Source organism: Micromonospora costi (assembly GCF_003626655.1).
GTDB classification, from domain to species: Bacteria; Actinomycetota; Actinomycetes; order Mycobacteriales; family Micromonosporaceae; genus Micromonospora; species Micromonospora costi.
Map to the genome: position 1 here is coordinate 353,963 of NZ_RBAN01000001.1, position 25,065 is coordinate 379,027.

A 25,065-nucleotide genomic window follows, 5' to 3' on the forward strand; every position below is an offset into this window, starting at 1 on the left:
GCTCACCTCACTCGCTCCGCAGCCGATAGCCGATCCCACGTACCGTCTCCACCAGGCGGGGATCGCCGAGCTTGCCGCGCAGCGACCCGACGTGCACCTCGACCGTGTGCCGGTCGGTCCAGGTCGTCCCCCAGGCGTCGAGCAGGATGCGGTCGCGCGGCACCGCCACCCCCGGCTGGCGGGCCAGGGAGAGCAGCACGTCGAACTCCTTGCGGGTCAGGGCCACTGCCCGGCCGCCGACGGTCACCGTACGGGCCGACACGTCGATACGGACGCTCCCGGCCTCGATGAGGTTCCGCTCCGGCACGGCCTGTGTGATGCGCCGCAGCACCGCCTCGATCCGGGCCTGCAGCTCCACCATCGAGAACGGCTTCACCACGTAGTCGTCGGCGCCGAGCCGCAGACCGAGCACCCGGTCGCGCTCCTCGCCCCGGGCGGTCACCGCGATGATGCCGAGCTGGGCGCTGCGCCGGCGCAGCTCCCGGCACAGGTCGGTGCCGTCCCCGTCGGGCAGGGTCAGGTCGAGGAGGACGAGGTCGCACGGGGCGGCGGACAGCGCGGCGGCCACGGTGGCCGCGTGCTCCACCTCGTAGCCACGACGGGTGAGCGCGGACGACAGGGCAGCGGCGACACGACGGTCGTCCTCGACCAGCAGGATCCGCACCCCGTACCCCCATCCCCTCGCACCGTCGTCCTGCGAATGGTGGCAGAACAGCGGTCGGGACGGGAGAGCCACCCACCCGGCGGTGGGCTCAGAGGCCGAAGACGTCCTCCTCGGTGGCGTCCCGGACGCCGTCCACGAACCCCCGGAAGCCGGGATCGTGGTGGCTGGCGGGGACGCTCGTGACGTTCTCCCCGGTGGCCTGCGTGACCGCGTCCACCAGGGGCGGGAAGTCGAGTTCGCTGTCGCCGAGGCTGTCGTCGTCCGCCTCGGCCAGGTTGATCACGTGCTGCACGTCGTCGGAGGGGGTGGCCGGGTCCTCGGCCCACTCGCCGCCGTACCGGTAGCACTCGTCGTACAGCGCCCGTTCGCTGTCGGTCCAGTCCTCGTCGTAGCTCGCCATCGCCATCCCTCCGCGACCCCGCTCCACCCTGAGCATGCCGGCCCGGGGCCGACGCTCGGGCCGGTACCGCCGAAACGACGCCCGCCCGCGCGTACGCTGCGGAAATGATCTACAAGCTGCTGCCGGCCACGGAGTGGGACGACGCCCGGGCCGCCGGGCACCTCGCCGGTACGGCCGTGGACCGCCAGGACGGGTTCATCCACCTCTCCGCCGCCGACCAGGTGGTGGAGACGGCCCGGCGGCACTTCGCCGGGGCCACCGGGCTCACCCTGTTGACCGTGGACCCGGCCCGGCTCGGCGACCGGCTGCGCTGGGAGCCGTCCCGCGGCGGGCAGCTCTTCCCGCACCTGTACGGCCCGCTCCCGCTGGCCGCGGTGGTCGCGGCCGAGGCGCTGCCGGCGGACGTTTCGGCCGACGCGGCGGTGGCCGCCCTGCTGGGCTGACCACCGCGCGTCCGTGGCGGCCGGCCCCGGGCGGCGAGCCCGCCGGTTCCGCGCGGCCACCGGGCCGGCGGCCGGACGCGCGTCGGCCCGGCCGCGTGTAGCGACCGGGCCGGCGTGCGGTGTCGGGCTCAGTGGCAGAGCCGGGCGATCTCCTCCTGGAACCGGTCCATCGGGTTGGCCTCGGCCGGGCCGAGCAGGTACGTCTTCAGCTCGCGGCGCGCCTCGGTCATCGGGTCGTCCCCGGTCCGGGTCACCGCGACGATCTTCTCCAGCTCGCCGCAGTCGCGGGACAGGAGGTAGGCCGCCCGCGAGGTGGGGTACTCGCGGCGGAACTCGTCCTCCGGAAGGCCACCCGGGTTCGCCACGACGTACGGCCGCTGGCTCTGCACGAAGTCGGAGACCACACTGGACACGTCGCTGATCAGCAGGTCGGTCTGGTTGAAGCAGTCGAAGAGGGCCGGCACGCGGCCGGTGACCACGAGGTGCCGGGTGCCGTCCAGCGAGGACGCGTCGGTGTCGCCGCCGGCCGCGCGGATCAGCTCCACCACCCGCTCGTGCACGGCCTTGGCCTCCTTGGAGCGGGAGCCGGTCAGCGGGTGCGGCTTGTAGATGAGCCGGACCCGCGGCGCGACGGCCAGCAGGCCCTTGACGATCCGCTCTCCCATCAGCACCAGCGAGGTGTGGTACGGGTCGTCGTCGAGCCACCCCTCCCAGGTCGGGGCGTACAGCACGGTGAACGGCCGGTCGACCGACTCGGCGCCGAAGGTGTGCACCCCGGCGAGCTGCGGGCGTCCGATCTCGACGATGTCGGAGTCGAGCACCCCGACGTCGGCCCGGGCGTAGCGTTCCCGGCCGGCGAGACCGGCGACCCACACCTCGTCGTACACCTTGCTGTACGGGTTGACGCTGGCCTGCTTGTCGCTGTCGCCGTGACCGACGAACACGTGCTTCATGCCCGGCTCGCGGAGCATGTGGATGTTCGCGCCGACGTTCGCCGCGTAGAGCGCGACGCGGACGCTGCCGAGCTCGAGGTTCATGAAGTCGACGCCGGCCGGTACGCAGATGACCGGGAGCCGGGTGTCGGCGAGTTCGGAGAACGCCTCCCGGCTGCGCATGAGCACCACCGCGCGCTGTCGGAGCGCCTCGGTCGGCGCGAGCCACATGTTGGCCTGGTAGACGTCCTTGGCGGGGCCGGCGAAGTACAGCGCCACCTCGGGGCGGTAGCTGTCCAGCCAGTGCTGCACGGCGGGCAGCAGCGGGCCCTTGCCCATCCCCCGGCCCCGCAGCCAGGTCACGCCGATGATGGCGCCGATCACCGCGGTCGCCGCGACCGCGATCCCGCCCGCCACGAAGAACGGGGTGACGTCGTCCTGCACGGCGGCGGCGACCGCGGCCGGCACCAGCAGCACGTTCAGTAGCGGCATCCGCTCGCCCGCGACGGCCGCGGCCCAGGCCGGGGGTCGCGGAGCGGACCGCAGGGGGCCGAGGTCGATGTTGCGTACGAGCGCGGAGAGCGGGTTACGCCGGTCGATCATGGTGGACAGCGCCCCGGAGAACACCGAGATCACCCAGACCGCGGCCGGCACCGCCAGCAGCAGGGTCAGCTCCGTCCCGCTCAGCCGCACCTCGGCGACGATCAGGAGGACGGCCGCGAGGTCGCGGGTCAGCTGCCGGTACGCGTTGTGCAGCCCGACCTTCTCGAGCAGCGTCGCGGACGGCGGTGACCAGCGCGCGAGGGCGAACTCACCCAGGACGGCGGCCAGCCCGGCGACGGCGAAGAGGGCCACCCAGCCCAGCGCGCCGGCGACGAGCATGACCAGGTAGGACAGCACCAGCAGCGCGCCGCGGGCGGCGACTCCGATCCGTCCTGTCAACGTGCCCAACAACGAGAACGCTCCCTACGAGGTTGGTGGCCGGCCGGGCGGGGGGCGCTCGGCGCACGCCGGACGGGTCCGGCCGACGGACGGCCCGGGGTGCGCGGCGCCGCGGGCGCGACCGTCGCCGGCCGGCCGTCACGCGCGCCCCGTCCCATGTCCGAGCTCCTGGACTGAAGTGTGTCACGGGCGCGGCAGCCCGCACGCTGCGCGAGCGGGCGGCCGGCACGTGACTGCGACCTTAACGCGAGCGGACACCGAGGCATCCTCCGGGTATCGAGTGCCATTGCGGTCGAAGCCGACCCCGGCCCGTCCCCGCTCGGGATCAGGGGCCCTCGTTCGTCGGTGCGGACACGCCGGTGCGGTAACAGATCATCCCGCCCGGGGACTTCCGGGAGGCGAACCGCTCCAGGCCCAGCGCGACGGCGGCCTCGTTGCCGGCCTTGTTGGTGCGCCACAGGCAGACGGTGCCCACGCCCACCCGCTGGATCGCCGCTCCCACCTCGGCCGTGTCGACCGGCTCGGCGCCGTCGGCGAACCTGCCCAGCAGGAGCCGGTCCTTGGCGAACGGCGTGTCCAGGCCGTAGTCGGTGAGGTAGAGGTCGCGGGCCATGGCCACCCGTACGCGGGTGGTGACCTGGGGCATGGCCCGCATCACGGAGGTGGGGGCGAGCACCAGACCGGGCGGGAGGTCCTGCCGGGTGATCCAGAAGGTGACGTTCTTGCGCGTCTCCGGCATCCGCCAGCTGGGCTTGGTCTGCAGCACGCCGGGGGCCGTCCACATCGCGTCCCCGAGGGTCACGAAGGACAGCACCAGGGCCACCGGCAGCCCCACGGCGAGGATCCGGTTCGTCCAGACGAGCCGGGGCACGACGAGGACCGCCAGGATGCCCACGAGCGCCGGCAGGGGCACGATCCAGGGGACCCGCCACAGGACCGCTCCGAGCCCGGTGAGCGAACTGCCCGTCGAGATCACGCCGGGGATGAGCAGGAGCGTGACGGTGAACGCGGCGCCGGCGGCCAGCAGTCGCGGCACGCCGCGCCGGAGCATGAGCGGGGACCACCACATGGCCAGGCCACCGATGATGCCGAGCACGCCGAGCCAGAGGGTGAGCTGGTAGATCGTCCGGGGGTCGCGCCACTCGGCGTACGAGGCGACCGCCTGGTCGACGCCGCCGGAGGTGAGCCGGACGAGGAGGCCGGACATCAGCGGGTAGGCCGACGCGGCGGCGAAGCACACGACCGCGTCACGTACGCGACGGGTCACGAGCAGCGCGGCGCCCGCCGTGGCGGCGAGCAGCGGCAGCAGGATGACCGCCGTGGTGGTCAGCCCCGCGGCCGCCACGGACAGCAGGACGAGCAGGCCGAGGGCGCGCCGGGAGCGGCGTTCCAGGTAGTCGGTGAGGTACACCCAGGCCAGCGGGATCAGCACGTGGACGAACACGCTCTTGCCCTGCGTCAGCCGCGGCAGGTGGTAGGTGTTCAGCGCGTCCGGGTGCCCGGCGACCAGCACGATGTAGGTGAGCGCCACACCGAAGGCGAGCAGCGGCCGCCGCGGCGCCCACCGTTGCACCAGGCGCCACAGCGCGAAGACCGCGATGACGGCCAGCACCGGGAGGACGAGGTACCAGGTGACGGACGCGGCGTGCACGTGCAGCACGCGGGCCAGCGCGCCGATGAACACCTCGAACGACGGGATCGGCGGGTTCGCCGAGCCGGCCGGGAGGACGCCCTCGGTGAACAGGAAGTCCCGGTAGGGGATCTGGTCGCGCTCGGCCACCCAGACGGACTTGCCCACGTAGAAGACGTCGTCGAGGGAGACCCGGGCGAGCAGCGTCGCGAACCAGGCGGCGGCCAGCGCGGCGACGAGGACCACCCACGCCTGCACCGGCGTGGTCTCGCCGACGCGCGCGCCCGCCCGCCCGGGGCGGGGACGGAAGGCCGGCCACGCGGAGACGACCGCCACCACCCCGAGGGGGATCGCCAGCCACCAGGTGAGCGTGTCCGTGCCGAACGACGCGAACAGCGCGGCACCGACCGCCGCGCCGACCGGGAGGGCGAAGCGCCGCAACAGCGCCGGCCAGCCGGCGGCGGTCGAGGGCGCCGCCTCGGCCGCCTCCGCGTCGTCGGGCGCCGGCCCGGCGCCACGGCGCCGGCCGAGTCGCCACGCGACGACGGCGGCGATCACGAGCGTGACCAGCCAGGCGGCGAAGACGACGGACGGGCGGAGGTCGAGCGCCAGGTTGAGGTGGTAGAGCAGCGTCCAGAGGGCGAAGGCGACCACCGCCGCGTCGGTGAGGAAGACGGGCGCGGCCGAGACCGCGGCGTTGACGAGCCGCAGCGGGTTGCGCCTGGATGCGGCGCCCGATCCGGTTCCGCGGTCACCCGCCTCGGGCGTCACCACAGCGTCCTTGACTTGCGTCACGAGCCGTCCTTGTCGTCGTTCCGGTCGCTCGCCGGGCCCGAGCCGCCCCGGCATCGACACGGAGGGTGTCCGGATGGGCGGATGCAGCCTACCGGGCGCGACCGCGGCCGTTGGGCCAGCGGTGGTCTCGAAGCAACCGGGTGTTCACCTTCCTGCGGAAGCCTCCCGCTGGTGCGGTACGCCGTTCTCCACGGTGAGGCCGGCGGCCACCGCCTCCACGAGACCGTCCAGGTACGTGTCCGTCAGCGGGAGGCGGGCGATGGCCAGCCGCCAGTAGAGCGGGCCCACGATGAGGTCGACGGCCGCCTCCGGGTCGGTGCCGGCGGGCAGCTCGCCGCGCCGTACCGCCCGCTCGATCAGCTGGCCGCCGATCTCCTGTTGACGGGTGCGCAGCAGCTGTTGGAGCGTCTGGTCGATGGCCGGGTTGCGGGCGGCTTCGGCGAGCAGGTCGGGGATGATCTGCGAGGCGAGCGGGTGACGCAGGGCGTGCGCCACCACCTGGAACAGCAGCGCGAGGTCACCCCGGAGGCTGCCGGTGTCCAGCGCCGGCAGCTTGCCGTGGGCGGCGGCCCCGACGATCTCCAGTACGAGGTCGGTCTTGGAACTCCACCGCCGGTAGATCGCGGTCTTGCTCACCCCCGCCCGGCGGGCGACCGCCTCGATGGAGAGCCGGCCGTAGCCGACGGCGGCCAGCTCCTGCATCAGCGCGCGGCGGATGGCCGTGGTGATGTCGTTTCGGAGCACCGCCGCACCGGCCGGCACCCGCCGCTTCTCGGTCGTCACCGGAGACTCTTTCCGCACGTCACGGGCACCAGGGTAACGCAACGACGGTACGGTTGCGTCCCGACGTGTTTCGGACTACTGTCCACGCAGCGACGAGGCGGCGCTCCCCCGCAGTGGCCACGTCTGAGACCATCGTCGCGCATCACAGCCGACCCGAAAGATCGGAGCGCCACACCCATGGCCAACACCGCGCTGGCCGACCCCGACTCCGGCCTCACCCAGGCGCAGCTGGCCGCCCGCTACGGGCTGCGGGTCGCCGACCGGCCGCCGACCCTGGCCGAGTACAGCCGGCGACTCTGGCACTACCGGCACTTCATCGCCACGTACGCGAACGCCAAGCTGGTCGCCTCGTTCAGCAACGCACGACTCGGGCAGCTCTGGCAGGTCCTCACCCCCCTGACCAACGCGGCCGTCTACTACCTGATCTTCGGCCTCGTGCTGGAGCAGCGCAGCATCCCGAACTTCATCGCGTACCTCTGCACCGGCCTGTTCATCTTCAACTTCACGCAGACGGCCGCGCAGAACGGCACCACGGCGATCAGCGGCAACCTCGGCCTCATCCGCGCGCTGCACTTCCCCCGCGCCTGCCTGCCGCTCGCGGTCACCGTCACCCAGTTCCAGCAGCTGCTCGGCTCGCTCGTGGTGCTGCTCGCCATCGTGCTGGTGACCGGCGAGCCGATCACGTTCGCCTGGCTGATCCTCGTGCCGGCCGTCCTCCTCCAGACGGTCTTCAACGCCGGCCTCACGATGGTGGTCGCCCGGATGGGCGCCAAGGTGTCCGACCTGCGGCAGGTCATGCCGTTCGTCATGCGGGCCTGGATGTACGGCTCGGGCGTGCTCTACAGCGTCGTGCTGTTCGAGGACAACCTGCCCGCGTGGGCGAGCCGGCTCGTCGAGTTCAACCCGATGCTGGTCTACATCGAGCTGGCCCGGGTGGCGCTGCTGGAGGACGCGCCGGTGCTCAACTCCTCCCTGCCCCAGCTCTGGCTGGTCGCCCTCGGCTGGGCGATCGTGATGGGCGTCGGGGGCTACCTCTACTTCTGGCGCGGCGAACAGGAGTACGGCCGTGGTTGACCAGTACGAGACGTCGAACGACGCGACGCTCACGCTGCCCCGGGTGCAGGAGCGCATCCCCACCGTCGTGGTGGACGACGCGCACGTGATCTACCGGGTGCACAAGGGCGCCACCGGCGGGTCCAGCCCGGTGGCCGCGCTGCGCCGGATCGTCACCCGCACCTCGGAGCCCAACATCCGCGAGGTGCACGCGGTGAAGGGCGTCACCTTCACCGCGTACCGGGGCGAGGCCATCGGGCTGATCGGCAGCAACGGTTCCGGCAAGTCGACCCTGCTGCGGGCGATCGCCGGCCTGCTGCCGGTGAACCGGGGCGCGGTCTACACCCAGGGCCAGCCCTCGCTGCTCGGCGTGAACGCGGCCCTGCTCAACGACCTCTCCGGCGAACGGAACGTGACGCTGGGCTGCCTCGCGATGGGCATGACCCCGGCCGAGGTGCAGCGGCAGACCCCGGAGATCATCGAGTTCTCCGGGATCAACGAGCGCGGCGACTTCGCCTCGCTGCCCATGCGCACGTACTCCTCCGGCATGGCCGCGCGGCTGCGCTTCTCCATCGCGGCGGCGAAGAAGCACGACGTGCTGCTCATCGACGAGGCGCTCGCGACTGGCGACAAGGGCTTCCGCAAGCGCAGCGAGCAGCGGGTCCGCGAGCTGCGGGAGAGCGCCGGCACGGTCTTCCTGGTGAGTCACCAGCTCAGCTCGATCCGGGACACCTGCGAACGGACGATCTGGCTGGAATCGGGTGTGCTGCGCATGGACGGGGCGACCGACGAGGTGATCCGGGCGTACGAGGCGTTCGCGAACGGGAAGTGACCCCGCGACGACCAGCGACATCGATCTGGCGGCGGGCTGGACGGCACCGACACGGTGCCATCCGGCCCGCCGCCCCCGTTGGGGCGAACGAATTCCCGCGTTAAGGTTCATCCCGGCGCCGCCTGGGCGGAACCTCTCGTTAACCACCCCCGGAAGTGAGGATCGGCAATGACGCAGGACCACACCGCTGGCCCGGACGCCGCACCGGAGACTCCGGCACCGTGGCGGCCCTCGCGGACAGTGGCCGTGGTGCTGGCCGGCGGCACGGGCACCCGGCTGGGTCTCGGCATCCCGAAGCAGCTGCTGAAGATCGCCGGTAAGCCGATCATCGAGCACACCCTGGCCGTCTTCGAGGCGGCCCCGGAGATCGACGAGATCATCGTCCTGATGGCCGCCGGGCACGTCGACGACGCGCAGCAGATCGTCGACAAGGCCGGCTTCCGCAAGGTGAGCAAGGTCCTGGAGGGCGGCGACACCCGCAACGCCACCACCCGCATCGCGCTCGACGCGGTCGGCGAGGACGACTGCAACATCCTCTTCCACGACGCGGTACGGCCGCTCGTCAGCAGCCGGATCGTCCGCGAGTGCGTGAACGCGCTGTGGACGTACGCCGCGGTCGACGTGGCCATCCCGTCGGCGGACACGATCATCCAGGTGGACGCGGAGGACTGCATCACCGACATCCCGGTGCGCTCCTCGCTGCGCCGCGGCCAGACCCCGCAGGCGTTCCGCTCCGGCACCATCCGCGAGGCGTACCGGCTGGCCGAGGGCGACCCGAACTTCGCCGCCACCGACGACTGCGGCGTGGTGCTGCGCTACCTGCCGGGCACGCCCATCAAGGTCATCGAGGGCTCGGACGAGAACATCAAGGTCACCCACCCGGTCGACGTCCACCTGGCCGACAAGCTCTTCCAGCTCGCCGCCGCGCAGCCGCCCCGCCTGGCCGACCACCGCAGCTACCGCGAGGAGCTGACCGGCCGCACGATGGTGATCTTCGGCGGCAGCTACGGCATCGGGCACGACCTGGCCGAGCTGGCCCGCCGCCACGGCGCCCAGGTGTTCCCGTTCAGCCGCAGCAGCACGGGCACCCACGTGGAGCGCCCCGAGGACGTCGAGGCGGCCCTGAAGACCGCCTTCGAGGCGACCGGCCGGATCGACCACGTGGTGGTCACCGCCGGCATCCTGGAGCGCGGCACGCTCACCGAGATGGACGAGGAGACCGTGGACCGCGTCCTCCAGGTCAACTTCGTCGGCCCGGTCACCGTGGCCCGCCACGCCCTGCCGTACCTGCAGCAGACCAAGGGCCAGCTGCTGCTCTACACCTCCAGCTCGTACACCCGGGGGCGTGCGCGCTACGCGCTCTACTCGGCGACCAAGGCCGCGCTGGTCAACCTCACCCAGGCGCTCGCCGACGAGTGGGCCGAGTGCGGCGTACGCGTCAACTGCATCAACCCGGAGCGGACCGCCACGCCGATGCGCACCCGCGCCTTCGGCGAGGAGCCGGAACACACCCTGCTCTCGGCCGAGGCGGTGGCCCAGGCCTCGCTGGACGTGCTGATCTCGGAACTCACCGGTCAGGTCATCGACGTACGGCGGGCGCCGGGCGAGGCACCGCAGGTGGCGGCGCAGCCGGCGGTGCCGGCGCAGGCCGGGGCGACCGTGACCGCGGCGACCGCCGGCTGAGGGCCGGAGCCTGCTGACCGGGACGGCGGTGAACGGAGCGACATGCGTGGGGACCTGGTCCGGAAACTGATCGCCCGGTGCCTGAGCATCGGACTGGCCGTGCTGGCCTTCCTCCTGGTCGCGCTGACCGGCGCGACCGGGTGGGGGCTGGCGCTGGCGGTGGCGGCCCTCGCCGCGACCGCCGTGGAGCGGCGGATCCGCCCGGGAGCGGACACGGCCGCCGAGACGACGCTGATCGCCGCCGCCGTGCTGGTCGGGTACGCCCGCCGGCTCGACGCCGGCTTCGAGCCCGCGCTGGCCGTCACCGCGTTGCTGGTGCTGGGGCTGGTGCTGCTCGTCGGGCCGCTGCGGCAGGCCGGCAACCTGGAGCTGCGCGCCGCGAACCTGCGGGTCCGGTCCTGGACGCCGCTGGTCGCCACGCACCTCGACGAGGCGCTGCTCGGGCTGCTGGCCGTGGTGGCGCTGGCCGCCGCGGCCACGCTCCCGGCCCCGGTGGCCCTCCTCGCGGCGCTGCTGGTCGCCGCGGGCGCCGGGGCCGTGGCGCTGGACCTGGCCCGGCGGCGGTTCCGGGCGCCGGCCGGCGGCGGTGCGGTGGGCCGCGCGCTGCGGGCGCACCAACCGGAGTTCGTGCTGTACTTCTCCGCGCCGCCGGGTTCGGAGTACCAGGTCACCATGTGGCTGCCGTACCTGGAGCGGATCGGCCGGCCGTTCCTCGTGCTACTGCGCGAGCCGGAGTTCCTGGCGCCGGTCGCCGCGGCCACCACGGCGCCGGTGGTCTACTGTCCCACCCTGCGGGCGATGGACGAGGTGCTGGTGCCGAGCCTGAAGGTGGCGTTCTACGTCAACCACGGCGCCAAGAACAGCCACTGCATCCGGTTCACCCAGCTGACCCACGTCCAGCTGCACCACGGCGACAGCGACAAGGCGCCGAGCGCCAACCCGGTCTCCGCGATCTTCGACCGGATCTTCGTGGCCGGGCCCGCGGCGATCGAGCGGTACGCGCGGGCCGGCGTGGACATCCCGGCGGAGAAGTTCGTGGTGGTCGGCCGCCCGCAGGTCGAGTCGATCAAGGTACGCCCCGAGCCGCTGCCCGTCGGCGCGCCGCGCACCGTGCTCTACACCCCCACCTGGACCGGGCACCACGCGGACGCGGACTACTGCTCCCTGCCGGTGGCCGAGCCGCTGCTGCGGGGGCTGCTCGACCGGGGGGCGACGGTGATCCTGCGCGCCCACCCGTACACGACGCAGAACCCGGCCTCGGCCCGTCAGCTCGGCCGGCTCACCGAGCTGCTGTCGGCCGACCGCGCGCGCACCGGCCGGCAGCACCTGTGGGGTCCGGCGGCCAGCCGGGAGCTGAGCCTCGTGGACTGCGTGAACCTCTCCGACGCGCTGGTCTCCGACGTCTCCGGAGTGATCTCGGACTACCTCTACTCCAGCAAGCCGTTCGCGGTGACCGACATGCTCGGCGACGGGGACGCCTTCACCGAGCGGTTCCCGCTGGCCGCCGCGGGCTACGTGCTGCGGCGGGACATGGCCAACCTCGACGAGGTGCTCGACCGGCTGCTCGGCGCGGATCCGCTGGCGCCGGACCGCTGGGCGACGCGGCGGCGCTACCTCGGTGACTTCCCCGTCGAGTCGTACGCCGACGCGTTCCTGAACGCGGCCCGGCGCGAGCTGGAGCCGGGGTGGAACCCGGTGGCGCCGCGTACCGGCCGTCCGGTCGAGCCCGACACCGCCCCGCTCTCCCCCACGGCCTGACCCGCGGCCCACGCGGCCGGGTCAGCGGTACGCGTCCACCAGCTCCAGCACGGCCTCCGGGTCCTCCACGTGGGCGTTGTGCCCGAGCCCGGGCAGCGTGGCCACCGGCACGCCCAGCTCCTTGAGCTGCGCGTCGGTGACCATCGGGTCGTGCTCGCCGCGCGCCAGCAGGACCGGCACGTCGGTGGCGGCCAGCAGCGACGGCAGGGCGGGCTCGCCCACCGCGAAGGCCGTCGGATCCATGGCCAGACGCCACCGCCCGTCGACCTGACGCAGCCCCGCGTCGACCACCGGATGGTCCGGGGCGAGCAGCCCCGCCAGGCCGGAGACGCGCAGGTAGCGGCGTGCCGCCTCGTCACGGGTGGCGAACCAGGTCACCGGGCGGTCGGCGAGGTCGCGCGCCTTGGCCAGCTCCGCCGGGGACCACACGGCCTTGATGCCGACCCCCACGACGGCGGCCACGGGCAGCCCGCCGGCGCGGGCGGCCAGCGCCAGCCCCACCACACCGCCCAGGGAGTGCCCCAGCACCACGAGCCGGTCGGTCGGCGTCAGCGTGGCGGCCACCTGCTCGGCGAGCGCGGCGAACGAGTAGGACGGCAGCGGTGGCGCCCAGCCGTGGCCGGCCAGGTCCGGTGCCAACCATCGCCCGGCCCAGCGGCTCTCCAGCAGCGGCGCCGAGGGCAACCAGACGTCGCCGGTCGCGCCCATGCCGTGCAGGAGCAGCAGGACCGGCCGGCCGCCGGCGTCATCGACCATGCGCGCAGTCTGCCATGCAGGGACGACGCGCACGAGCGGCGCGGCGCGACACCGGAGCGCCGATCCGGTGGTGTCCGGCGCTCCGGGACGCCGCCGGATCGGCGGAACGGGGCCGGTCGCCGGCCGGACATGCCACGGGCGCCGGTCCTCGCGGGGAGGAGCCGGCGCCCGGGTGTGGTGTCGGTCAGGCGGAGTAGCCGCGGGTGGTCATCCAGTTCGCCAGGTCGATCGTGGTGATCCAGTACGACGGCACCGCCGGGTTCGCCGAGTCGGCGATCTTCACGGTGCGGCCGCTGTCCCGGTAGCCGACGACCGCGATGTAGTGCCCGCCCGGGAACGAGTGCCAGCCGCCGTCGATGTCCGTGGCGTCGCCCACGATGTTCGCGACCACGCCGCGCCCGTCGGTGACGGCCCGGACCACGTCGGCCTGGAGCTGGTCCATCTGCTTCGGGCTGGGCGAGGTGGGGAACATCCGGGTGCGGTACGGGCTGCCCTTGACCACCGCGTTCAGCACGCGGGTGGTGTCCTCGGCGGAGTTGGTGCCCATCTCGGTGGTGCCCAGCTGCGCGGCCAGGGCGTCCTGGCTCCGCTCGATCCCGCTGGCGCTGAGCGCGTTACGGGTGGCGGCCGGGCCGCAGTAGAAGTAGGTCGTCTGCGCCTGGTAGTCGTAGTCGAGGACCTTGGTGGCCGGCGGCTTGGGCGCCTCCGGCTTGCGGGTGAGGTCGGGGTCCGCGGTCTTCTTCTCGGCGGCAGGCGACGCGCTCGGCGACGCGGGAGCGCTGGTCTCGGGCGAGCTGCTCGCGGGCGGGGTGGTCCGCTCCTCGCCCCGGGAGGCGACGGACGTGTCGCTCCGCAGCTCGGCGACCGCGGCCGAGGCCTGGCCGCTGTGGGTGTCATCGGTGGCGCTCACCAGTGCGCCGGTGGTGGTGGCGATCACCAGGGCCGCGGCGGAGGCGGCGGCGACCTGGTACGGACGCTGGGTGGCCAGCCGACGGAGCTGACGCTTCAGGGTGTGCTTCACAGGTCCTCCACGGTTCAGGGGGAGAGCGGCGCACCGTCGCCGGCCCGGAAACGGGCAGGCGGGACCGCGCGGACCTGGTCCGCGGGTGGTGGGGCGCTCAGGGGAATCGCCCGGGTGCCGGGCGGGGAGACGCGGGTGCCGGGATCAGCTCGCCGCTACGGGGCGTGCGAGCGGGGGCACTGCGGTGCCGTGGAGGTGCGGGGACGGCCGAGGGGTCGGGTCGTGCAGCACGAGGATGGAACTCCTTCCGACACCGCCTACCGGGTTAGCTGACGGATTCGGGCGGGAAGATCGCCCTACCGCGGGCCGTTGCTCGCGGATTCACCCCGGACGTGCTCGTGGGTCCCCGGCTCGTGATCATCACGATTAGGCGGGTCGGCGCGGCGTCGCCTTCTGCGATCGGTTACCGCACCGGACGCGCCGACATTACTGGTAGGTACCCGCCCTGCCAACCCCTCCCCACCTGCTCAAACCTGTTCCGTCGAACAATTTTTCCGGGCGTCCGGCAACTGACGTGACTCAATGGGACGAGCGGTTCCGGTGGAACTGTAAGGACGTAACCGGACGGGCCGGTGGCAATGGCGCCGGACCACCCGGGGAATTGCCGTCGACTGTTCCCTCTGCCCGTTTCCGCCGCGTTGTGACCGGGCTCACGAACAATTCGGCGGTCAGCCCACCCGGGCCGGGCGCCAGCGCGGCGCCAGTGACCTCCGGCCGCTGCCCGACGGGGCGGCCACGGCCGCCGGGACGCGGGCGGGCCGGAGCCGCGCCGCGGCCGCGTACGCCTCGGCGGCGAGGGTCCGGGCCGCCTCGGCCGCCAGTTCGGCGGTACGCCAGGCCGACCGCTCCCGCTCCTGCGCGGCCCGGTAGTCGGCCAGCCGCGTGTCCCGGACCACCCGGGCCAGCCGCACCTCCTGCTCGACCGGATGCAACCGGGGATCCCAGCCGTTGCGGTGCCCGAACACCTCGCCCAGCTGACGCAGGGTCAGCTCCCCCCGCCAGTGCGCCGCCGTCGCGGCACGGTGCAGGTGGCGCTCCCGCGCCGCGTACTCGGCGGGCGTCCGGGGCGTACGGGGCGTGGGCAGGCTGCCCGCCCCGGCGAACCGCCGCGCGGCGACCTCCGCCTCGTCGTAGGCGGCCCAGGCCCGCTCCAGGTCGGTCTGGGCGGCCAGCCACTCCTCCCGCCGGCGGTGGGCGGTCTGGGCGGCGCCGGCCGCCGCGACGGCCACCTCCTCGGCGTACCGGCGCTGGTCGGCGGCCTCGGCCGCGGCGAGTTCCCGGTCGGTCGGCACGACGGGGAGGGAGGGATCGTCCTCGGGGCGGTCGCGGTCGGGGCGGGCGACCAGGACGGTGAGGACGACGAGGGCGAGCACGAGCAGGCCCGACCAGATGGCGGCGGCCTGGGGCACTTCGACGAGGAACTGGTAGAGGACGGTCTTCTCCATGACGGCACCTCACGGGCAGCGGACGCGACGGGGCGGGGAACCGCACGAGCGCCGGCGCGGGGAGCGTGGTCGGGGCCACGGGGCGCCGGGTCGGTGCGGGGGCAGGGTGGGCGGGCGCGGTTGGCGGGACTCGCTCCCGCCCGGCGTCAGACGACCGGCGGGGCGCGGGACGCCCGGGCCGCCGGACCGGCGGCCTTCGGCGCGCCCGGCTCGCGCGCCGCGAGGGCGCCGGAGCCGGTGGGCGCGACCACGCCGGACGCGACCGCCTCGACGGCCGCGACGTCACCCGTCGCCCGGTGACCCGGGCCGTCGACGACGATCGCCCGGTGTGGCCCGCTGGTCACACCGGCCTCGGCGGCCGGATCCACGGGAGCGACGGCGGCGGCCGGATCCACGGCGGTGACGTCCGGGGTCGCAGCGGTGACGGCCGGGGTCGCGGCGAGGGCCGGGACCGCGACGCACGGCGGAACGGCGCCGGACGACAGGGCGACGCCGGCCGGAACGGCGCCGGCCGGAACGGCGCCGGCCGGAACGGCGCCGGCGGGAACGGCGGCGCCGAGGGCGAGCGAGCCGAGGAGCGCGAGGCTGGTCAGCAGGCGCGTGGCCCACCGCGCAACCCACCACAGGGGACAGGTCAGCGCGACGGGAAGCACGGAACCACGCTACCGCCGATGCCGCCCGAACGCATCGATGCCGGGCGTGTCGGACATCGCCACGCCGGTGCACCGACCAGGGTGGACGGACTCAGCGGGAGTCGACGTGGACCGGACGGCCCGGGGCGTCCTCGGTGCGGGGCCGGGGAATCGCGGAGGCCGGGGCGGCCGTCCCGGCGGGCGGGCGGGCCCGGCGCGGGCCCAGCAGACGCATCATGGGCGTCTCGAACCAGCGGTGCAGCAACCCGGCCAGCACCAGGTTCGCGAGCAGGAACCCGAGCACCACCGCGGGACCCTGCCAGCCGGGCAGGCCCACGCCCCAATCGCCGGTCAGGCGCAGCACGGTGGTCATGACGAGGACGTGCACCAGGTAGAAGGCGAACGAGACCTCGCCGAGCCAGACCATCGGGCGGGACCGCCAGGGCGAGCGCCGGCCGCGCACGTCGGCGTCGGCCGCCGCCGTGATGACCAGGAGGTACGCGGCGGACAGCAGCGCGGCCCAGAACTCGGCGCGGATCCACCCGGCGGCGGCCACCCAGACGCCGACGAAGAGGACACTCGCCGGGAGTAGCCCGGGCCCGCGCCACCGACCGCGTCGCATCAGCTCGGCGGCGGCCACGCCCATCCAGAACTCCAGCGACCGGGTCACCGGGAAGACCTGGGTGAACCACCAGCGGCTCGCCTCCGGCACCAGCGACTGCGCCGGCCACAGTGCCAGGATCAGCAGCGGCACCGCGACGACGACGGCGTACAGCATCCACGGCCGGGCCCGGCGGACGAGGGGCAGCGCGAGCGGCAGGCAGAGGTAGAAGAAGAACTCGCAGGACAGCGACCAGCTCACCGTGTTGACGCTGTAGAAGTGCCCGTCGCGCGGGTCCCACGCCTGGAGCAGGAGGAGGTTCTCCACCGCGACGCCCAGCCGCACCGGGTCGGCGAACGAGAACGCGACCAGCAGCGCGAGGGCCCAGAGCAGCGCGTGGTTCGGCCAGATCTTCGCGAACCGGCGCCGCCAGAACCGCCACCGGGTGTCGTCGGGCCGGGCCGACCACACGAGCACGAACCCGCTGAGGATGAAGAAGAACTCCACGCCCGACAGGCCGAGGGAGAAGACCTTGGCCACCACGGTCTGGTAGTCGGGTTCCGCGATGATGCGCATGGTGCCGGCGTGGAACCCGAAGACCAGCAGCGCGGCGATCCAGCGCAGCCCGGTCAGGGAGGGCAGCCGGTGGGCGGGTGCCGGGCGTCCGGCCGACGCGAGGGTGGGTGCGCTCGTCATGCCGGGCTCCACAGGGTCACCAGCACCAGGTCTCCTCCTCAAGATCTGTCGATGCCGCGCCCGGACGCAGCCGGGCGAACCGCATCGAAGCACCTTACCGGCACCGCCCGACCCGTACGCCGTTCCCCCAGCCCCCGCATCTTGCAGACGTGCGCCGTTAACCTTTCGCTCCGCCGGTGTTCAGTGACTCCACCTTTCCCGGTCATGTCAGGTTTCAGGGCCGGCCACCCGGGACGACAAAGGTGGCGGGGTGGTCAAGGAGCCGTCGCAACCGCCGCTGCTCAGCATCGTCGTGCCCGTGCACGGCGTCGAGGCGTACCTCTACCAGTGCCTCGAGTCGATCCGGGCCGACATCCCGGCGGGCGACGCGGACGCGGTCGAGCTGGTGGCCGTCGACGACGCCTCGCCGGACCGCTGCGGCGAGATGCTGCGGTCGTACGCCGCCGGCCGGTCCGGGATCCGGACCGTGCACCTGACCACCAACGTCGGCCTGGGCCTGGCCCGCAACGCCGGCCTCGACGTCGCCACCGGCCGGTACGTCTGGTTCGTGGACAGCGACGACTGGCTGCCGCCGGGGACCGTGCCCGCGGTGCTGGACCGGCTGCGCCAGCACGAGCCGGACGTGCTGATGCTCGACCACCTCCGGGTTCACGACGACGGCCGGCGCGAGGTCGACGCGAGCAGCCACCTGCTGCGCGGGGTGTCCGGCGTGGTCCGCCTGGCCGACCAGCCGCAGCTGCTGCGGGTGCAGCACACCGCCTGGAACAAGGTGGTCCGCCGCGCCTTCATGGACGAGCTGGAGCTGCGTTTCTACCCCGGCTGGTACGAGGACATCCCGTTCAGCCACCCCCTGCTGATCGGCGCGGAGAAGATCTCGGTGCTCGACCGGGTCTGCTACCTCTACCGGCAGGGCCGGCAGGGCGCCATCACCTCGACGCGCAGCGGCCGGCACTTCGACGCCTTCGACCAGTACGAACGGCTCATGGAGTGGGTGCGCAGCCGGTACCCGGACGAGCACCTGCACGCCGAGCTGTTCCAGCTCATGGTGAACCACTACCTCGTGGTGGTGGGCAACGACGACCGGCTGCACCCGCACCTGCGGCGGGCCTTCTTCGAGCGGGTCGCCGAGCACTACCGCCGCTACCAGCCGGCGGGCGGGTACCCGATGCCGGGCGGCGTCGCGGGGCTCAAGCACCGGCTCGTGGGCCGCAACGACTACGTCGCGTACGCCGCGCTGCGCCAGGCCCACCGGGTGGCCGGCCGGCTGCGGCGTCCGTCGGCCGGCCCCGCGTCCCCCGCGGGCGGGTCGGACGACCGCTCCTCCGGCGACGACGGTGGCGCCGGTGACCGTGCGGAGGGCAACAGGCGCGAGGACGCGCTGGTGGGCCGCGGCGCGGGGTGACCGCGACGGTCGACAGCATCCCGCCGGGGGCCGGAGGTTCCCCGGCGCTTCGGTTTTCCAGGTCGTTGCGCACAATCGGCGGACGACGACGGCAGGACCGCACCCCGGGTGCGGAGGCAGGTGAGCAGAGGTATGACGGCGACAATGAAGATCGGCCCGCACGTGGTGGGCGCCGGTGAGCGACCCTTCGTGGTCGCCGAGATGTCCGGAAACCACAACGGTGACCTGGACCGGGCGCTGGCCATCGTCGACGCGGTGGCGGCGAGCGGCGCGCACGCACTGAAGCTCCAGACGTACCGGCCGGACACGATCACCATCGACGTCGACACCCCGGCGTTCCGCATCTCCAGCGGGCACGAACTGTGGGGCGGGGAGAACCTCTACCGGCTCTACGAGAAGGCGCACACCCCGTACGAGTTCCACGAGCCGATCTTCGAGCGGGCCCGGCGGCACGGCCTCACGGTCTTCTCGTCGCCGTTCGACGCGACCGCCGTGGAGCTGCTGGAGTCGCTGGACGCGCCGGCGTACAAGATCGCCTCGTCGGAGCTGGTGGATCTGCCGCTGATCCGGCTCGTGGCCAGCACCGGCAAGCCGATGGTGATCTCCACGGGGATGGCCACCGTCGCCGAGATCGACGCCGCGGTACGCACCGCCCGCGAGGGTGGCGCCGGCGGGATCGTCCTGCTCGCCTGCACCGCGTCGTACCCGGCACCGCCCCAGGACAGCAACCTGCGCCGGATCCCGGTGCTCGCCGACGCGTTCGGCGTGCCCGTCGGGCTCTCCGACCACACGCCCGGCATCGGGGTGGCGGTCGCGTCGGTGGCGCTGGGCGCCTGCTTCATCGAGAAGCACGTGACCCTCGACCGCGCCGACGGCGGGGTCGACTCGGACTTCTCGCTGAACCCGGGCGAGCTGACCGCGCTGGTCGAGGAGTCGGGGCGGGCGTACTCGGCGCTCGGCGGCACCGCGATCGGCCCGACCCCGGCCGAGCGCGAGGGGCTGCGCTTCCGCCGTTCGCTGTTCGTCGTCGAGGACGTGCGCGCCGGCGACCCGGTTACCGAGCGGAACGTACGGTCCATCCGGCCGGCGGGCGGCCTGCCGCCCGTGGAGATCGACCGGGTTCTCGGCCGGACGTTCGCCGTCGACGTCCCGCGCGGCACCCCGCTCTCCTGGGACCTCATCTGAGCGCCGCCCCGCCGTCGCGGGGCTGAGATCGGCGGGGCGCACCTCGGTGCCGCCCCGCCGGTCCGTCACGGGCCGGGCCGCCGCCCGGGGGCCGGCGCGTCCGGCGCGAAGGCGACGGTGACCACGAGGTCGGCCAGCCGCACCGTACGCCAGACCGCGGCGCTGTCCGGCGGGATGCTCAGGCCGTGCCGGCGCCACCAGGCCGCGACCGGCACGTCGGCGAGCTTGCAGAGGGATTCCGCCCGGGTCCACCGGGCCCAGAAGTCCGCCGTGCCGAAACGCCGGGCCAGCGCCGGCGGGACCGGCGCCCCGGCGCGCTCGGCGTCGACGGCCACCCGCCAGCCGGCGGCGGGCGGCCCGTACCAGCCGACACAGCGGCCGTCGTCCAGGTGGCTGCGGGTCACCGCCCCGGCCAGCTCGGCGGGCGTGCCGACCCGCAGGTACCGCTCGGCCGCGGACAGCAGCGCCGGCACCGGGCGGATTCCACCGCGGGTGGCCGGTGGCGACGCGGCCCCGGCGTCGGGCCGGGACCGCGTCGGCGCGTCCGGGTCAGACGGAGGCCGCACCGTCCACCACGATGACCTGGCCGTTGATGTTGGTGTGCTCGCGCAGCAGCATCCGGACCACCGGCACGACCTCCTCGGGCTCGGTCAGGTGCCCGGTCGGGGTGCGCCGGACGATCTGGTCGAGCTGGGTCGGGCCGAGCACCGCGGACATCTCCGAGGCGAAGAAGCCGGGCGCGACCGCGTTCACCAGCACCCGACCCCCCAGCTCCCGCGCGAGCGACCGGGTGGCCGCGTCCATGCCGCCCTTGGTGGCCGAGTACGCCACGAGGCCCGGGAAACCGCGCTGGGCGCAGATCGACGTGATGTTGACGATCCGGCCGCGCAGGCCCTTGCCGAGCATCCGGCGGATCACCAGGCGGGTGAGCTGCAACGGCGCCGTCAGGTTGGTCTCGATGATCCGGGCGAGGTCGGCGTTCGCGGTGTGCACGTGCAGCGAGTCCTGCCCCACGGCGGCGTTGTTGACCACGCCGTCGATCGGCCCCAGCCGCTCCTCCACCTCGCGGACGAAGGACTGGGCGGCGGCGAGGTCGGTCACGTCGACGGACCCGACGTGCACCCGGTCGGGGTGCTCGGCGGCGAGCTTCTCCAGCTCCGGCGTGACGGTACGGGCGAAGGCCGCCACCCGGACGCCCTGCGCGAGCAGGTCGGTGACGATGGCCAGCCCGAGCCCGCGCGAGCCGCCGGAGACGAGCACCACGGAGCTGGGCGGGACGAGCGGGGTTTCGACGCGGTCAGACATCGCTCTTCAGGGTCTCCTTGACGGGGATCTCGGGCAGCACGCGGATCCGGCGGGGCACCGCGTGCTCGGGGAGGCGGTCGGCGCACCAGCGGACGAGCGCGGCCTCGTCGGGCGGGTCGCCGCCGTCGCCGGCGCTCGTGGGGTGTGGGACCACCTCGGCGACCACCATCCGGCCCAGCACCGGGGCCCGCCGGCCGGTCACCCGCGCCCAGGCGACGCCGGGGTGGGCGGTGAGCACGTCGCGCACCAGGCCGGCGGAGACCTTGCTCCCGCCGACGTTGATCTCGTCGGAGTCGAGCCGGCCGGTGATCAGCACCCGGTCGTCGACGACCTGCACGCGGTCGCCGGTACGCACCGGCCCGTCCAGCCCCACCCCGTGGTACGGGGAGGTGATCACGAGCTCGTCGTCCCGCACGCTGAGCGTCGGGCGGCCCGGCGCCGGCCGGTCGAGCCACTCCACCGGGAACCCGGCGCGGCCGTCGTGCACCACGATCGAGGCGCCCACCTCCGAGGAGGCGTAGATCCAGGAGATCCGGGCGGCCGGGAACAGCTCGCGGAGCTGGTCGAGGATGGCCTGGTCGACCGGCTCGCCGCCGAGCGTGATCTGCCGCAGCGGCACGCGGGCCAGCGCGGCGGCGTCGGCGTAGATGCTCCGGCGCCAGAACGTGGGCGTGCCGGAGGCGGCGTCGACGCCGTGCGCGGCGGCAAGCGCCGGCCAGTCGTCGAGCTGGTCCGGTTCGACCACCACGAGGTGCTGCCCGGGCTGGGTCAGCGAGAGGGTGACCACCTGCCACCAGGCGTACGTGCCCGGGGCGTACGGGCAGAGCCAGGTGCGCGCGGGCTGGTCGCCCCGGACGGTGGTGAGCGAGCCGAGGGTGTGGCCGACCCGCTTCGGGCGGCCGGTGGAGCCGGAGGTGAGCAGCCAGAGACGGCCGGGCTCGGCGGCACGCGGGCGGGTCGGCGCGAGGCTGCGCGTCTGCCCGTCGGCGAGGTCGGTGAGCGTGAACCCGGCGTCGCGCAACTCGGCCCGCAGGCCGGCGTCGACCCGGCTGTCGGTGCTGATGAGCAGCTCGGTGCCGTGCGTCGCGTGGTGGCGGGCCGCCGCGAGGGCGTCCCTCGCGCCGTGCGCGAGCACCGCGCTCGGGGCGCTCAGCGCCGGGTCCGGCAGGTCCTGCCAGGTGAGCGCGACGCCGCCGACGACGATCCGGTTGCCGGTGCCGGCCGGGGCCGGGTGCGGCGCCGCGACGGGCCCGGGCGTGCCGACGGTCACTGCTTCTGGAGCTCGACGAGGAAGTCGAGGACGTCCCCGACGGTGGCGATCCGGCGCAGCCCGGGGGCGTCGAAGTTGAGCTCCTCGCCCGTCTCGTCCTCGACCCGCAGCGCCAGCTCGGAGAAGTCCAGGGACCGGAAGCCGATCTCCCGCAGATCCGCGGCGTCGTCGTCCGGAAGCACCTTGCCCTGGTTCTTGAGCACCTGCGCCATGAGGTCGCGGATCTGCGCGCGACTCAATTCGTTCATGCGGCGGAGTGTACAGCCCGACGAATGCGTATCCCATTTCCCGGGGTGGCGGGTAGGGTGCTCCCGACGATTGGCGGGGACCGGAGAAAGCGGGAGGAACGTGCTGCGCGAAGCGACCGGGGACGACGTTAACCTGATGTTGTCCTGGCGTAATCAGGAAATCAACCGGCAGGCCAGCAAGACCAGCCACGTGATCACCGCCGACGAGCACGCCCGGTGGTGGGCGGTGGTGCGGACGGACCCGACGCGGCGCGTGCTGGTGTACGTGCGCGACGGGGTGCCGTCCGGCGTGGTCACCTTCTTCGACCTGCGGGTGAGCGGGCCGGCCACCGGTTCGTGGGGTTTCTACCTGGACGCCGACGGGCTGGCCGCGCGGGGCGAGACGCTGCCGGCCTGGCTGGAGGTGATGCGCGAGGCCGTCGACCACGCGTTCGACGATCTCGGGCTCGACCGGCTGGAGGGCGAGGTGCTCGGCCACAACGCCGTCGTGCGGCAGATGAACCGCCGGTTCCGTTTCGTGGAGGGAACGCCACGGACGGAGATTTCCGACGGCCGCGAAATCACCGTCATCCCGATTTCCCTCGACCGCGCTAATCGCCGCCGGCGCTGATTACGAGGAATCGTTCCACGGGTGTCCGGCCACCATTAACCGGCCGGACACCCGCCGTTCATTCGCCTGCGGAATGGGCGCCGTCAGCCCCGGCGCCAGGCCGCCCAGTGCTGGCGGGGATTGCCGCCGAGACGGACGAAGCCGTGGGCCGCGCCGTTCCAGTCGCCCGCCGCGCCGGGCGCCCACCGCGCGAAGACCACGTCGGCCGTGGCGGGCGGGCTGTCGTCGAACCACCGCACGTCGGTCCAGGTCACCTGGTGGCTCAGGTTGAACCGGAGGATGTAGAACACGCCGGTCGAGGCGTACACCCGCTCCCCCGGGCGGATCCCCAGGTCGGCCACCGGCGGCGTCGGCGCGGTCGACGCCGCCATGGGCCGCACCAGCCGCTGGGTGATCACCTGCAGGGAGCCGACGTTCACCAGCACGAGCGCCACGAGCAGGGGCACCCGCAGCCGGGGTACCCGGGCCGCGGCGACCAGCAGCGCGCAGCCGGCGAGGCCGACCAGTGCGGCCGTCACGGGTCGGAACTCCCGCCAACCGCCGGTCAGCGCCATCAGGTCCGGTGCGCTGAACCCGCCGTAGCGCAGGTAGTGGCCCTGGCTCGCCACGTACGCGAGCCGGCCGGCGACGACAGCCGCGCCGAGGACGAGCAGGGCCGCCGCCACGGCGACCCGGCGCAGCACCAGCCGGTAGCCGCCGGTGAGGACGACGGCGAGCCCGACCAGCACCCAGAACGGGACGAGCATCTGCACGTAGCGGGCGTAGATGGCGTCCGACGGTTTCCCGGTGACGCCCGCGAGGATGACCGAGGCGCCGGCCGCCACGCCCACCGTGGTCACGAGCGCGACGCCCAGCGTCCAGCGCATCGCCGGGCCCCGCTCGGGCCGGCGCAGCTCCCGGACGGCGGTGGCCCAGGCGACGCCGGCCAGGCCGAAGGAGACCACCACGAGGTACCAGAGCTGCGTCACCACCGCCGCGCCGAGACGCACCAGGCCCTGACCGGAGGCCACGGCCCGCACCGTGCCGCCGCCCGGGTTGGAGCCCAGCAGGTACACGCGGTCGCCGAGCAGCCGGACGACGGCCCAGTTGACCAGGGCCAGGGCGAGGACGGGCAGCAGCGCGGCCAGCGCCGCGCGCGGCCGGACGCGCCGGCGGACCACCAGCAGGAGGACCAGCCCCACGTGCACCGCGACGATCACCAGCCCGCGGGAGTGCAGCAGGTGGAACGCGCCGACGAGGAGCCCGACGGTCGCCGCGGCGAGGGGGCCGGGCCGTTCGATCCACCGGTGCACGGCGAGCAGCCAGGCCACCACGAGCGGGGCCATCACCGCGTCGATCATCGCCACGTCGGCGTAGAAGGCGGTGGCCGGCAACGTCGCGGCGACCGCGGCAGCCAGCAGGGCCGGCGCCGTGTCCAGACGCAGCAACCGCCGGGCGAACAGGTACGCGAGCGGGAACAGCGCCGCGTTCACCAGCGAGTTGATCAGCTTGACGAGCGTGTAGCTGGTCGTGAAGTCGTGCTCGCCGAGGAAGGCCGGGGAGATCAGCAGGGGGTAGCCCACCCGGCGCAGCAGCTCGTTCTCGCTGCTGAAGCCGTCCGGCCCGCCGGCCAGCGCGCGGGCCGTGTTGAGGTAGCTGTCCTCGTCGGTGTGCGCGATCGGCAGGGTCGTGTGGCGAGCGAGCCACATCCGCCAGGCCACGCCCAGCAGCCAGCCGGCGGCCAGCAGCAGCGGCACGAGCCAGCGGTGGCGGGGGGAGCCGCTGGCCGGCGTGTCCGGGGTGGGGGCCGCGGCCCGGTCCATCACGTCGGTGCCGGATGCCATCGCGGCCTCCTGGTGTCGTCGGCCGCGCCCGGGCGCCGGACGCTGTCCGTACGCGGCGCAACGGCCGGTCTGCGGGGATGGGGTGCCGGTCGGGGTGCGGTGCCGACGGCGTGGATCGGGCGGCGCCGGGGCCGGGCGGCCGTCCCGTCGCGCATG

23 protein-coding genes and 1 riboswitch are annotated in these 25,065 nt (G+C 73.8%); of the genes, 8 read left to right on the top strand and 15 right to left on the bottom strand.

Annotated features, from left to right (window positions below):
- Positions 1-7: 7 nt before the first annotated feature.
- Positions 8-664, bottom strand: a complete 657-nt coding sequence (locus tag D7193_RS01630; protein ID WP_120777606.1) for a response regulator transcription factor — start codon at positions 662-664, stop codon at positions 8-10.
- An 88-nt stretch (positions 665-752) separates the two neighbouring features.
- A complete protein-coding gene (locus D7193_RS01635) occupies positions 753-1,064 on the bottom strand; it encodes a hypothetical protein (RefSeq protein WP_120779167.1) in 312 nt (103 codons plus the stop codon).
- A gap of 104 nt (positions 1,065-1,168) precedes the next feature.
- Here D7193_RS01635 and D7193_RS01640 point away from each other — a divergent pair, with 104 nt between their 5' ends.
- A complete protein-coding gene (locus D7193_RS01640) occupies positions 1,169-1,507 on the top strand; it encodes a DUF952 domain-containing protein (RefSeq protein ID WP_120777607.1) in 339 nt (112 codons plus the stop codon).
- Between the two features lie 128 nt (positions 1,508-1,635).
- Here the strand turns inward: D7193_RS01640 and D7193_RS01645 are convergent, their stop codons facing one another.
- The 3 genes from D7193_RS01645 to D7193_RS01660 form a co-directional block, all read right to left on the bottom strand.
- On the bottom strand, positions 1,636-3,393 hold the full coding sequence (locus D7193_RS01645; protein WP_377456412.1) for a CDP-glycerol glycerophosphotransferase family protein: 1,758 nt from the start codon (positions 3,391-3,393) through the stop codon (positions 1,636-1,638).
- A 313-nt stretch (positions 3,394-3,706) separates the two neighbouring features.
- Positions 3,707-5,806: a DUF6077 domain-containing protein gene (locus D7193_RS01655; RefSeq protein WP_147434310.1), complete on the bottom strand. Its 2,100-nt coding sequence runs from the start codon at positions 5,804-5,806 to the stop codon at positions 3,707-3,709.
- A 144-nt stretch (positions 5,807-5,950) separates the two neighbouring features.
- Positions 5,951-6,550: a TetR/AcrR family transcriptional regulator gene (locus D7193_RS01660; protein WP_120779169.1), complete on the bottom strand. Its 600-nt coding sequence runs from the start codon at positions 6,548-6,550 to the stop codon at positions 5,951-5,953.
- Between the two features lie 216 nt (positions 6,551-6,766).
- Between D7193_RS01660 and D7193_RS01665 the strand changes: the two genes are divergently transcribed.
- The 4 genes from D7193_RS01665 to D7193_RS01680 all read left to right on the top strand — a co-directional run bounded on the left by D7193_RS01665 (position 6,767) and on the right by D7193_RS01680 (position 11,915).
- Positions 6,767-7,663, top strand: coding sequence for an ABC transporter permease (locus tag D7193_RS01665; protein ID WP_120777610.1), 897 nt, complete (start codon positions 6,767-6,769; stop codon positions 7,661-7,663).
- Complete coding sequence (locus D7193_RS01670) at positions 7,656-8,474, top strand: ABC transporter ATP-binding protein (protein WP_120777611.1); 819 nt, start codon at positions 7,656-7,658, stop codon at positions 8,472-8,474. The genes D7193_RS01665 and D7193_RS01670 overlap by 8 nt, the downstream gene beginning before the upstream one ends.
- 168 nt (positions 8,475-8,642) lie before the next feature.
- Positions 8,643-10,157: a bifunctional cytidylyltransferase/SDR family oxidoreductase gene (locus D7193_RS01675; protein ID WP_120777612.1), complete on the top strand. Its 1,515-nt coding sequence runs from the start codon at positions 8,643-8,645 to the stop codon at positions 10,155-10,157.
- A gap of 42 nt (positions 10,158-10,199) precedes the next feature.
- On the top strand, positions 10,200-11,915 hold the full coding sequence (locus tag D7193_RS01680) for a CDP-glycerol glycerophosphotransferase family protein (RefSeq protein ID WP_120777613.1): 1,716 nt from the start codon (positions 10,200-10,202) through the stop codon (positions 11,913-11,915).
- Positions 11,916-11,936: 21 nt separating this feature from the next.
- On the opposite strand, the gene D7193_RS01685 is transcribed toward D7193_RS01680, so the two are convergent.
- From D7193_RS01685 to D7193_RS01710, 5 genes are all read right to left on the bottom strand, one after another.
- Positions 11,937-12,671, bottom strand: a complete 735-nt coding sequence (locus D7193_RS01685; RefSeq protein ID WP_120777614.1) for an alpha/beta fold hydrolase — start codon at positions 12,669-12,671, stop codon at positions 11,937-11,939.
- 184 nt (positions 12,672-12,855) lie between these two features.
- Positions 12,856-13,692: a C39 family peptidase gene (locus D7193_RS01690; protein ID WP_120777615.1), complete on the bottom strand. Its 837-nt coding sequence runs from the start codon at positions 13,690-13,692 to the stop codon at positions 12,856-12,858.
- A gap of 239 nt (positions 13,693-13,931) precedes the next feature.
- Positions 13,932-14,075: riboswitch (cyclic di-AMP (ydaO/yuaA leader) on the bottom strand.
- 285 nt (positions 14,076-14,360) lie between these two features.
- Positions 14,361-15,137 carry a hypothetical protein gene (locus D7193_RS01695; RefSeq protein ID WP_120777616.1) on the bottom strand — a complete coding sequence of 259 codons (777 nt, stop codon included), beginning with the start codon at positions 15,135-15,137 and terminating at the stop codon, positions 14,361-14,363.
- A gap of 146 nt (positions 15,138-15,283) precedes the next feature.
- Complete coding sequence (locus D7193_RS33335; protein WP_158674752.1) at positions 15,284-15,790, bottom strand: hypothetical protein; 507 nt, start codon at positions 15,788-15,790, stop codon at positions 15,284-15,286.
- A gap of 91 nt (positions 15,791-15,881) precedes the next feature.
- The gene (locus tag D7193_RS01710; protein WP_120779170.1) at positions 15,882-17,066 is read right to left on the bottom strand and encodes an acyltransferase family protein; all 1,185 of its coding nucleotides are present in this window, start codon (positions 17,064-17,066) and stop codon (positions 15,882-15,884) included.
- A 250-nt stretch (positions 17,067-17,316) separates the two neighbouring features.
- Here D7193_RS01710 and D7193_RS01715 point away from each other — a divergent pair, with 250 nt between their 5' ends.
- On the top strand, positions 17,317-18,468 hold the full coding sequence (locus tag D7193_RS01715) for a glycosyltransferase family 2 protein (protein ID WP_120777619.1): 1,152 nt from the start codon (positions 17,317-17,319) through the stop codon (positions 18,466-18,468).
- A gap of 132 nt (positions 18,469-18,600) precedes the next feature.
- Positions 18,601-19,653 carry a pseudaminic acid synthase gene (pseI, locus tag D7193_RS01720; protein ID WP_120777620.1) on the top strand — a complete coding sequence of 351 codons (1,053 nt, stop codon included), beginning with the start codon at positions 18,601-18,603 and terminating at the stop codon, positions 19,651-19,653.
- A 65-nt stretch (positions 19,654-19,718) separates the two neighbouring features.
- On the opposite strand, the gene D7193_RS01725 is transcribed toward pseI, so the two are convergent.
- The 4 genes from D7193_RS01725 to D7193_RS01740 form a co-directional block, all read right to left on the bottom strand.
- On the bottom strand, positions 19,719-20,126 hold the full coding sequence (locus D7193_RS01725; protein ID WP_120779171.1) for a hypothetical protein: 408 nt from the start codon (positions 20,124-20,126) through the stop codon (positions 19,719-19,721).
- Between the two features lie 76 nt (positions 20,127-20,202).
- Positions 20,203-20,958 carry an SDR family NAD(P)-dependent oxidoreductase gene (locus D7193_RS01730; protein ID WP_120777621.1) on the bottom strand — a complete coding sequence of 252 codons (756 nt, stop codon included), beginning with the start codon at positions 20,956-20,958 and terminating at the stop codon, positions 20,203-20,205.
- Positions 20,951-22,228 (bottom strand): AMP-binding protein, encoded by a 1,278-nt coding sequence (locus tag D7193_RS01735; RefSeq protein WP_120777622.1) that lies wholly within the window; start codon positions 22,226-22,228, stop codon positions 20,951-20,953. Before D7193_RS01735 ends, D7193_RS01730 begins: the two co-directional genes overlap by 8 nt.
- Entirely contained in the window at positions 22,225-22,476 is a 252-nt protein-coding gene (locus tag D7193_RS01740) for an acyl carrier protein (RefSeq protein ID WP_174242530.1), read from the bottom strand. Before D7193_RS01740 ends, D7193_RS01735 begins: the two co-directional genes overlap by 4 nt.
- Positions 22,477-22,612: 136 nt before the next feature.
- On the opposite strand from D7193_RS01740, the gene D7193_RS01745 reads away from it, so the two are divergent.
- Entirely contained in the window at positions 22,613-23,086 is a 474-nt protein-coding gene (locus D7193_RS01745) for a GNAT family N-acetyltransferase (RefSeq protein ID WP_241562780.1), read from the top strand.
- A gap of 83 nt (positions 23,087-23,169) precedes the next feature.
- Here the strand turns inward: D7193_RS01745 and D7193_RS01750 are convergent, their stop codons facing one another.
- Positions 23,170-24,909: a hypothetical protein gene (locus D7193_RS01750; protein WP_120777625.1), complete on the bottom strand. Its 1,740-nt coding sequence runs from the start codon at positions 24,907-24,909 to the stop codon at positions 23,170-23,172.
- Between the last annotated feature and the right edge of the window lie 156 nt (positions 24,910-25,065).

What these genes read in the sequence shown, in the direction of transcription:
- D7193_RS01635 (WP_120779167.1), bottom strand. Translation starts at nt 1,064, where the DNA reads ATGGCGAGCTACGACGAGGACTGGACCGACAGCGAACGGGCGCTGTAC.
- D7193_RS01685 (WP_120777614.1), bottom strand. Translation starts at nt 12,671, where the DNA reads ATGGTCGATGACGCCGGCGGCCGGCCGGTCCTGCTGCTCCTGCACGGC.
- D7193_RS01730 (WP_120777621.1), bottom strand. Translation starts at nt 20,958, where the DNA reads ATGTCTGACCGCGTCGAAACCCCGCTCGTCCCGCCCAGCTCCGTGGTG.
- D7193_RS01710 (WP_120779170.1), bottom strand. Translation starts at nt 17,066, where the DNA reads ATGACGAGCGCACCCACCCTCGCGTCGGCCGGACGCCCGGCACCCGCC.
- D7193_RS01740 (WP_174242530.1), bottom strand. Translation starts at nt 22,476, where the DNA reads ATGAACGAATTGAGTCGCGCGCAGATCCGCGACCTCATGGCGCAGGTG.
- D7193_RS01680 (WP_120777613.1), top strand. Translation starts at nt 10,200, where the DNA reads ATGCGTGGGGACCTGGTCCGGAAACTGATCGCCCGGTGCCTGAGCATC.
- D7193_RS01750 (WP_120777625.1), bottom strand. Translation starts at nt 24,909, where the DNA reads ATGGCATCCGGCACCGACGTGATGGACCGGGCCGCGGCCCCCACCCCG.
- pseI (WP_120777620.1), top strand. Translation starts at nt 18,601, where the DNA reads ATGACGGCGACAATGAAGATCGGCCCGCACGTGGTGGGCGCCGGTGAG.
- D7193_RS01695 (WP_120777616.1), bottom strand. Translation starts at nt 15,137, where the DNA reads ATGGAGAAGACCGTCCTCTACCAGTTCCTCGTCGAAGTGCCCCAGGCC.
- D7193_RS01665 (WP_120777610.1), top strand. Translation starts at nt 6,767, where the DNA reads ATGGCCAACACCGCGCTGGCCGACCCCGACTCCGGCCTCACCCAGGCG.
- D7193_RS01745 (WP_241562780.1), top strand. Translation starts at nt 22,613, where the DNA reads ATGTTGTCCTGGCGTAATCAGGAAATCAACCGGCAGGCCAGCAAGACC.
- D7193_RS01640 (WP_120777607.1), top strand. Translation starts at nt 1,169, where the DNA reads ATGATCTACAAGCTGCTGCCGGCCACGGAGTGGGACGACGCCCGGGCC.
- D7193_RS01675 (WP_120777612.1), top strand. Translation starts at nt 8,643, where the DNA reads ATGACGCAGGACCACACCGCTGGCCCGGACGCCGCACCGGAGACTCCG.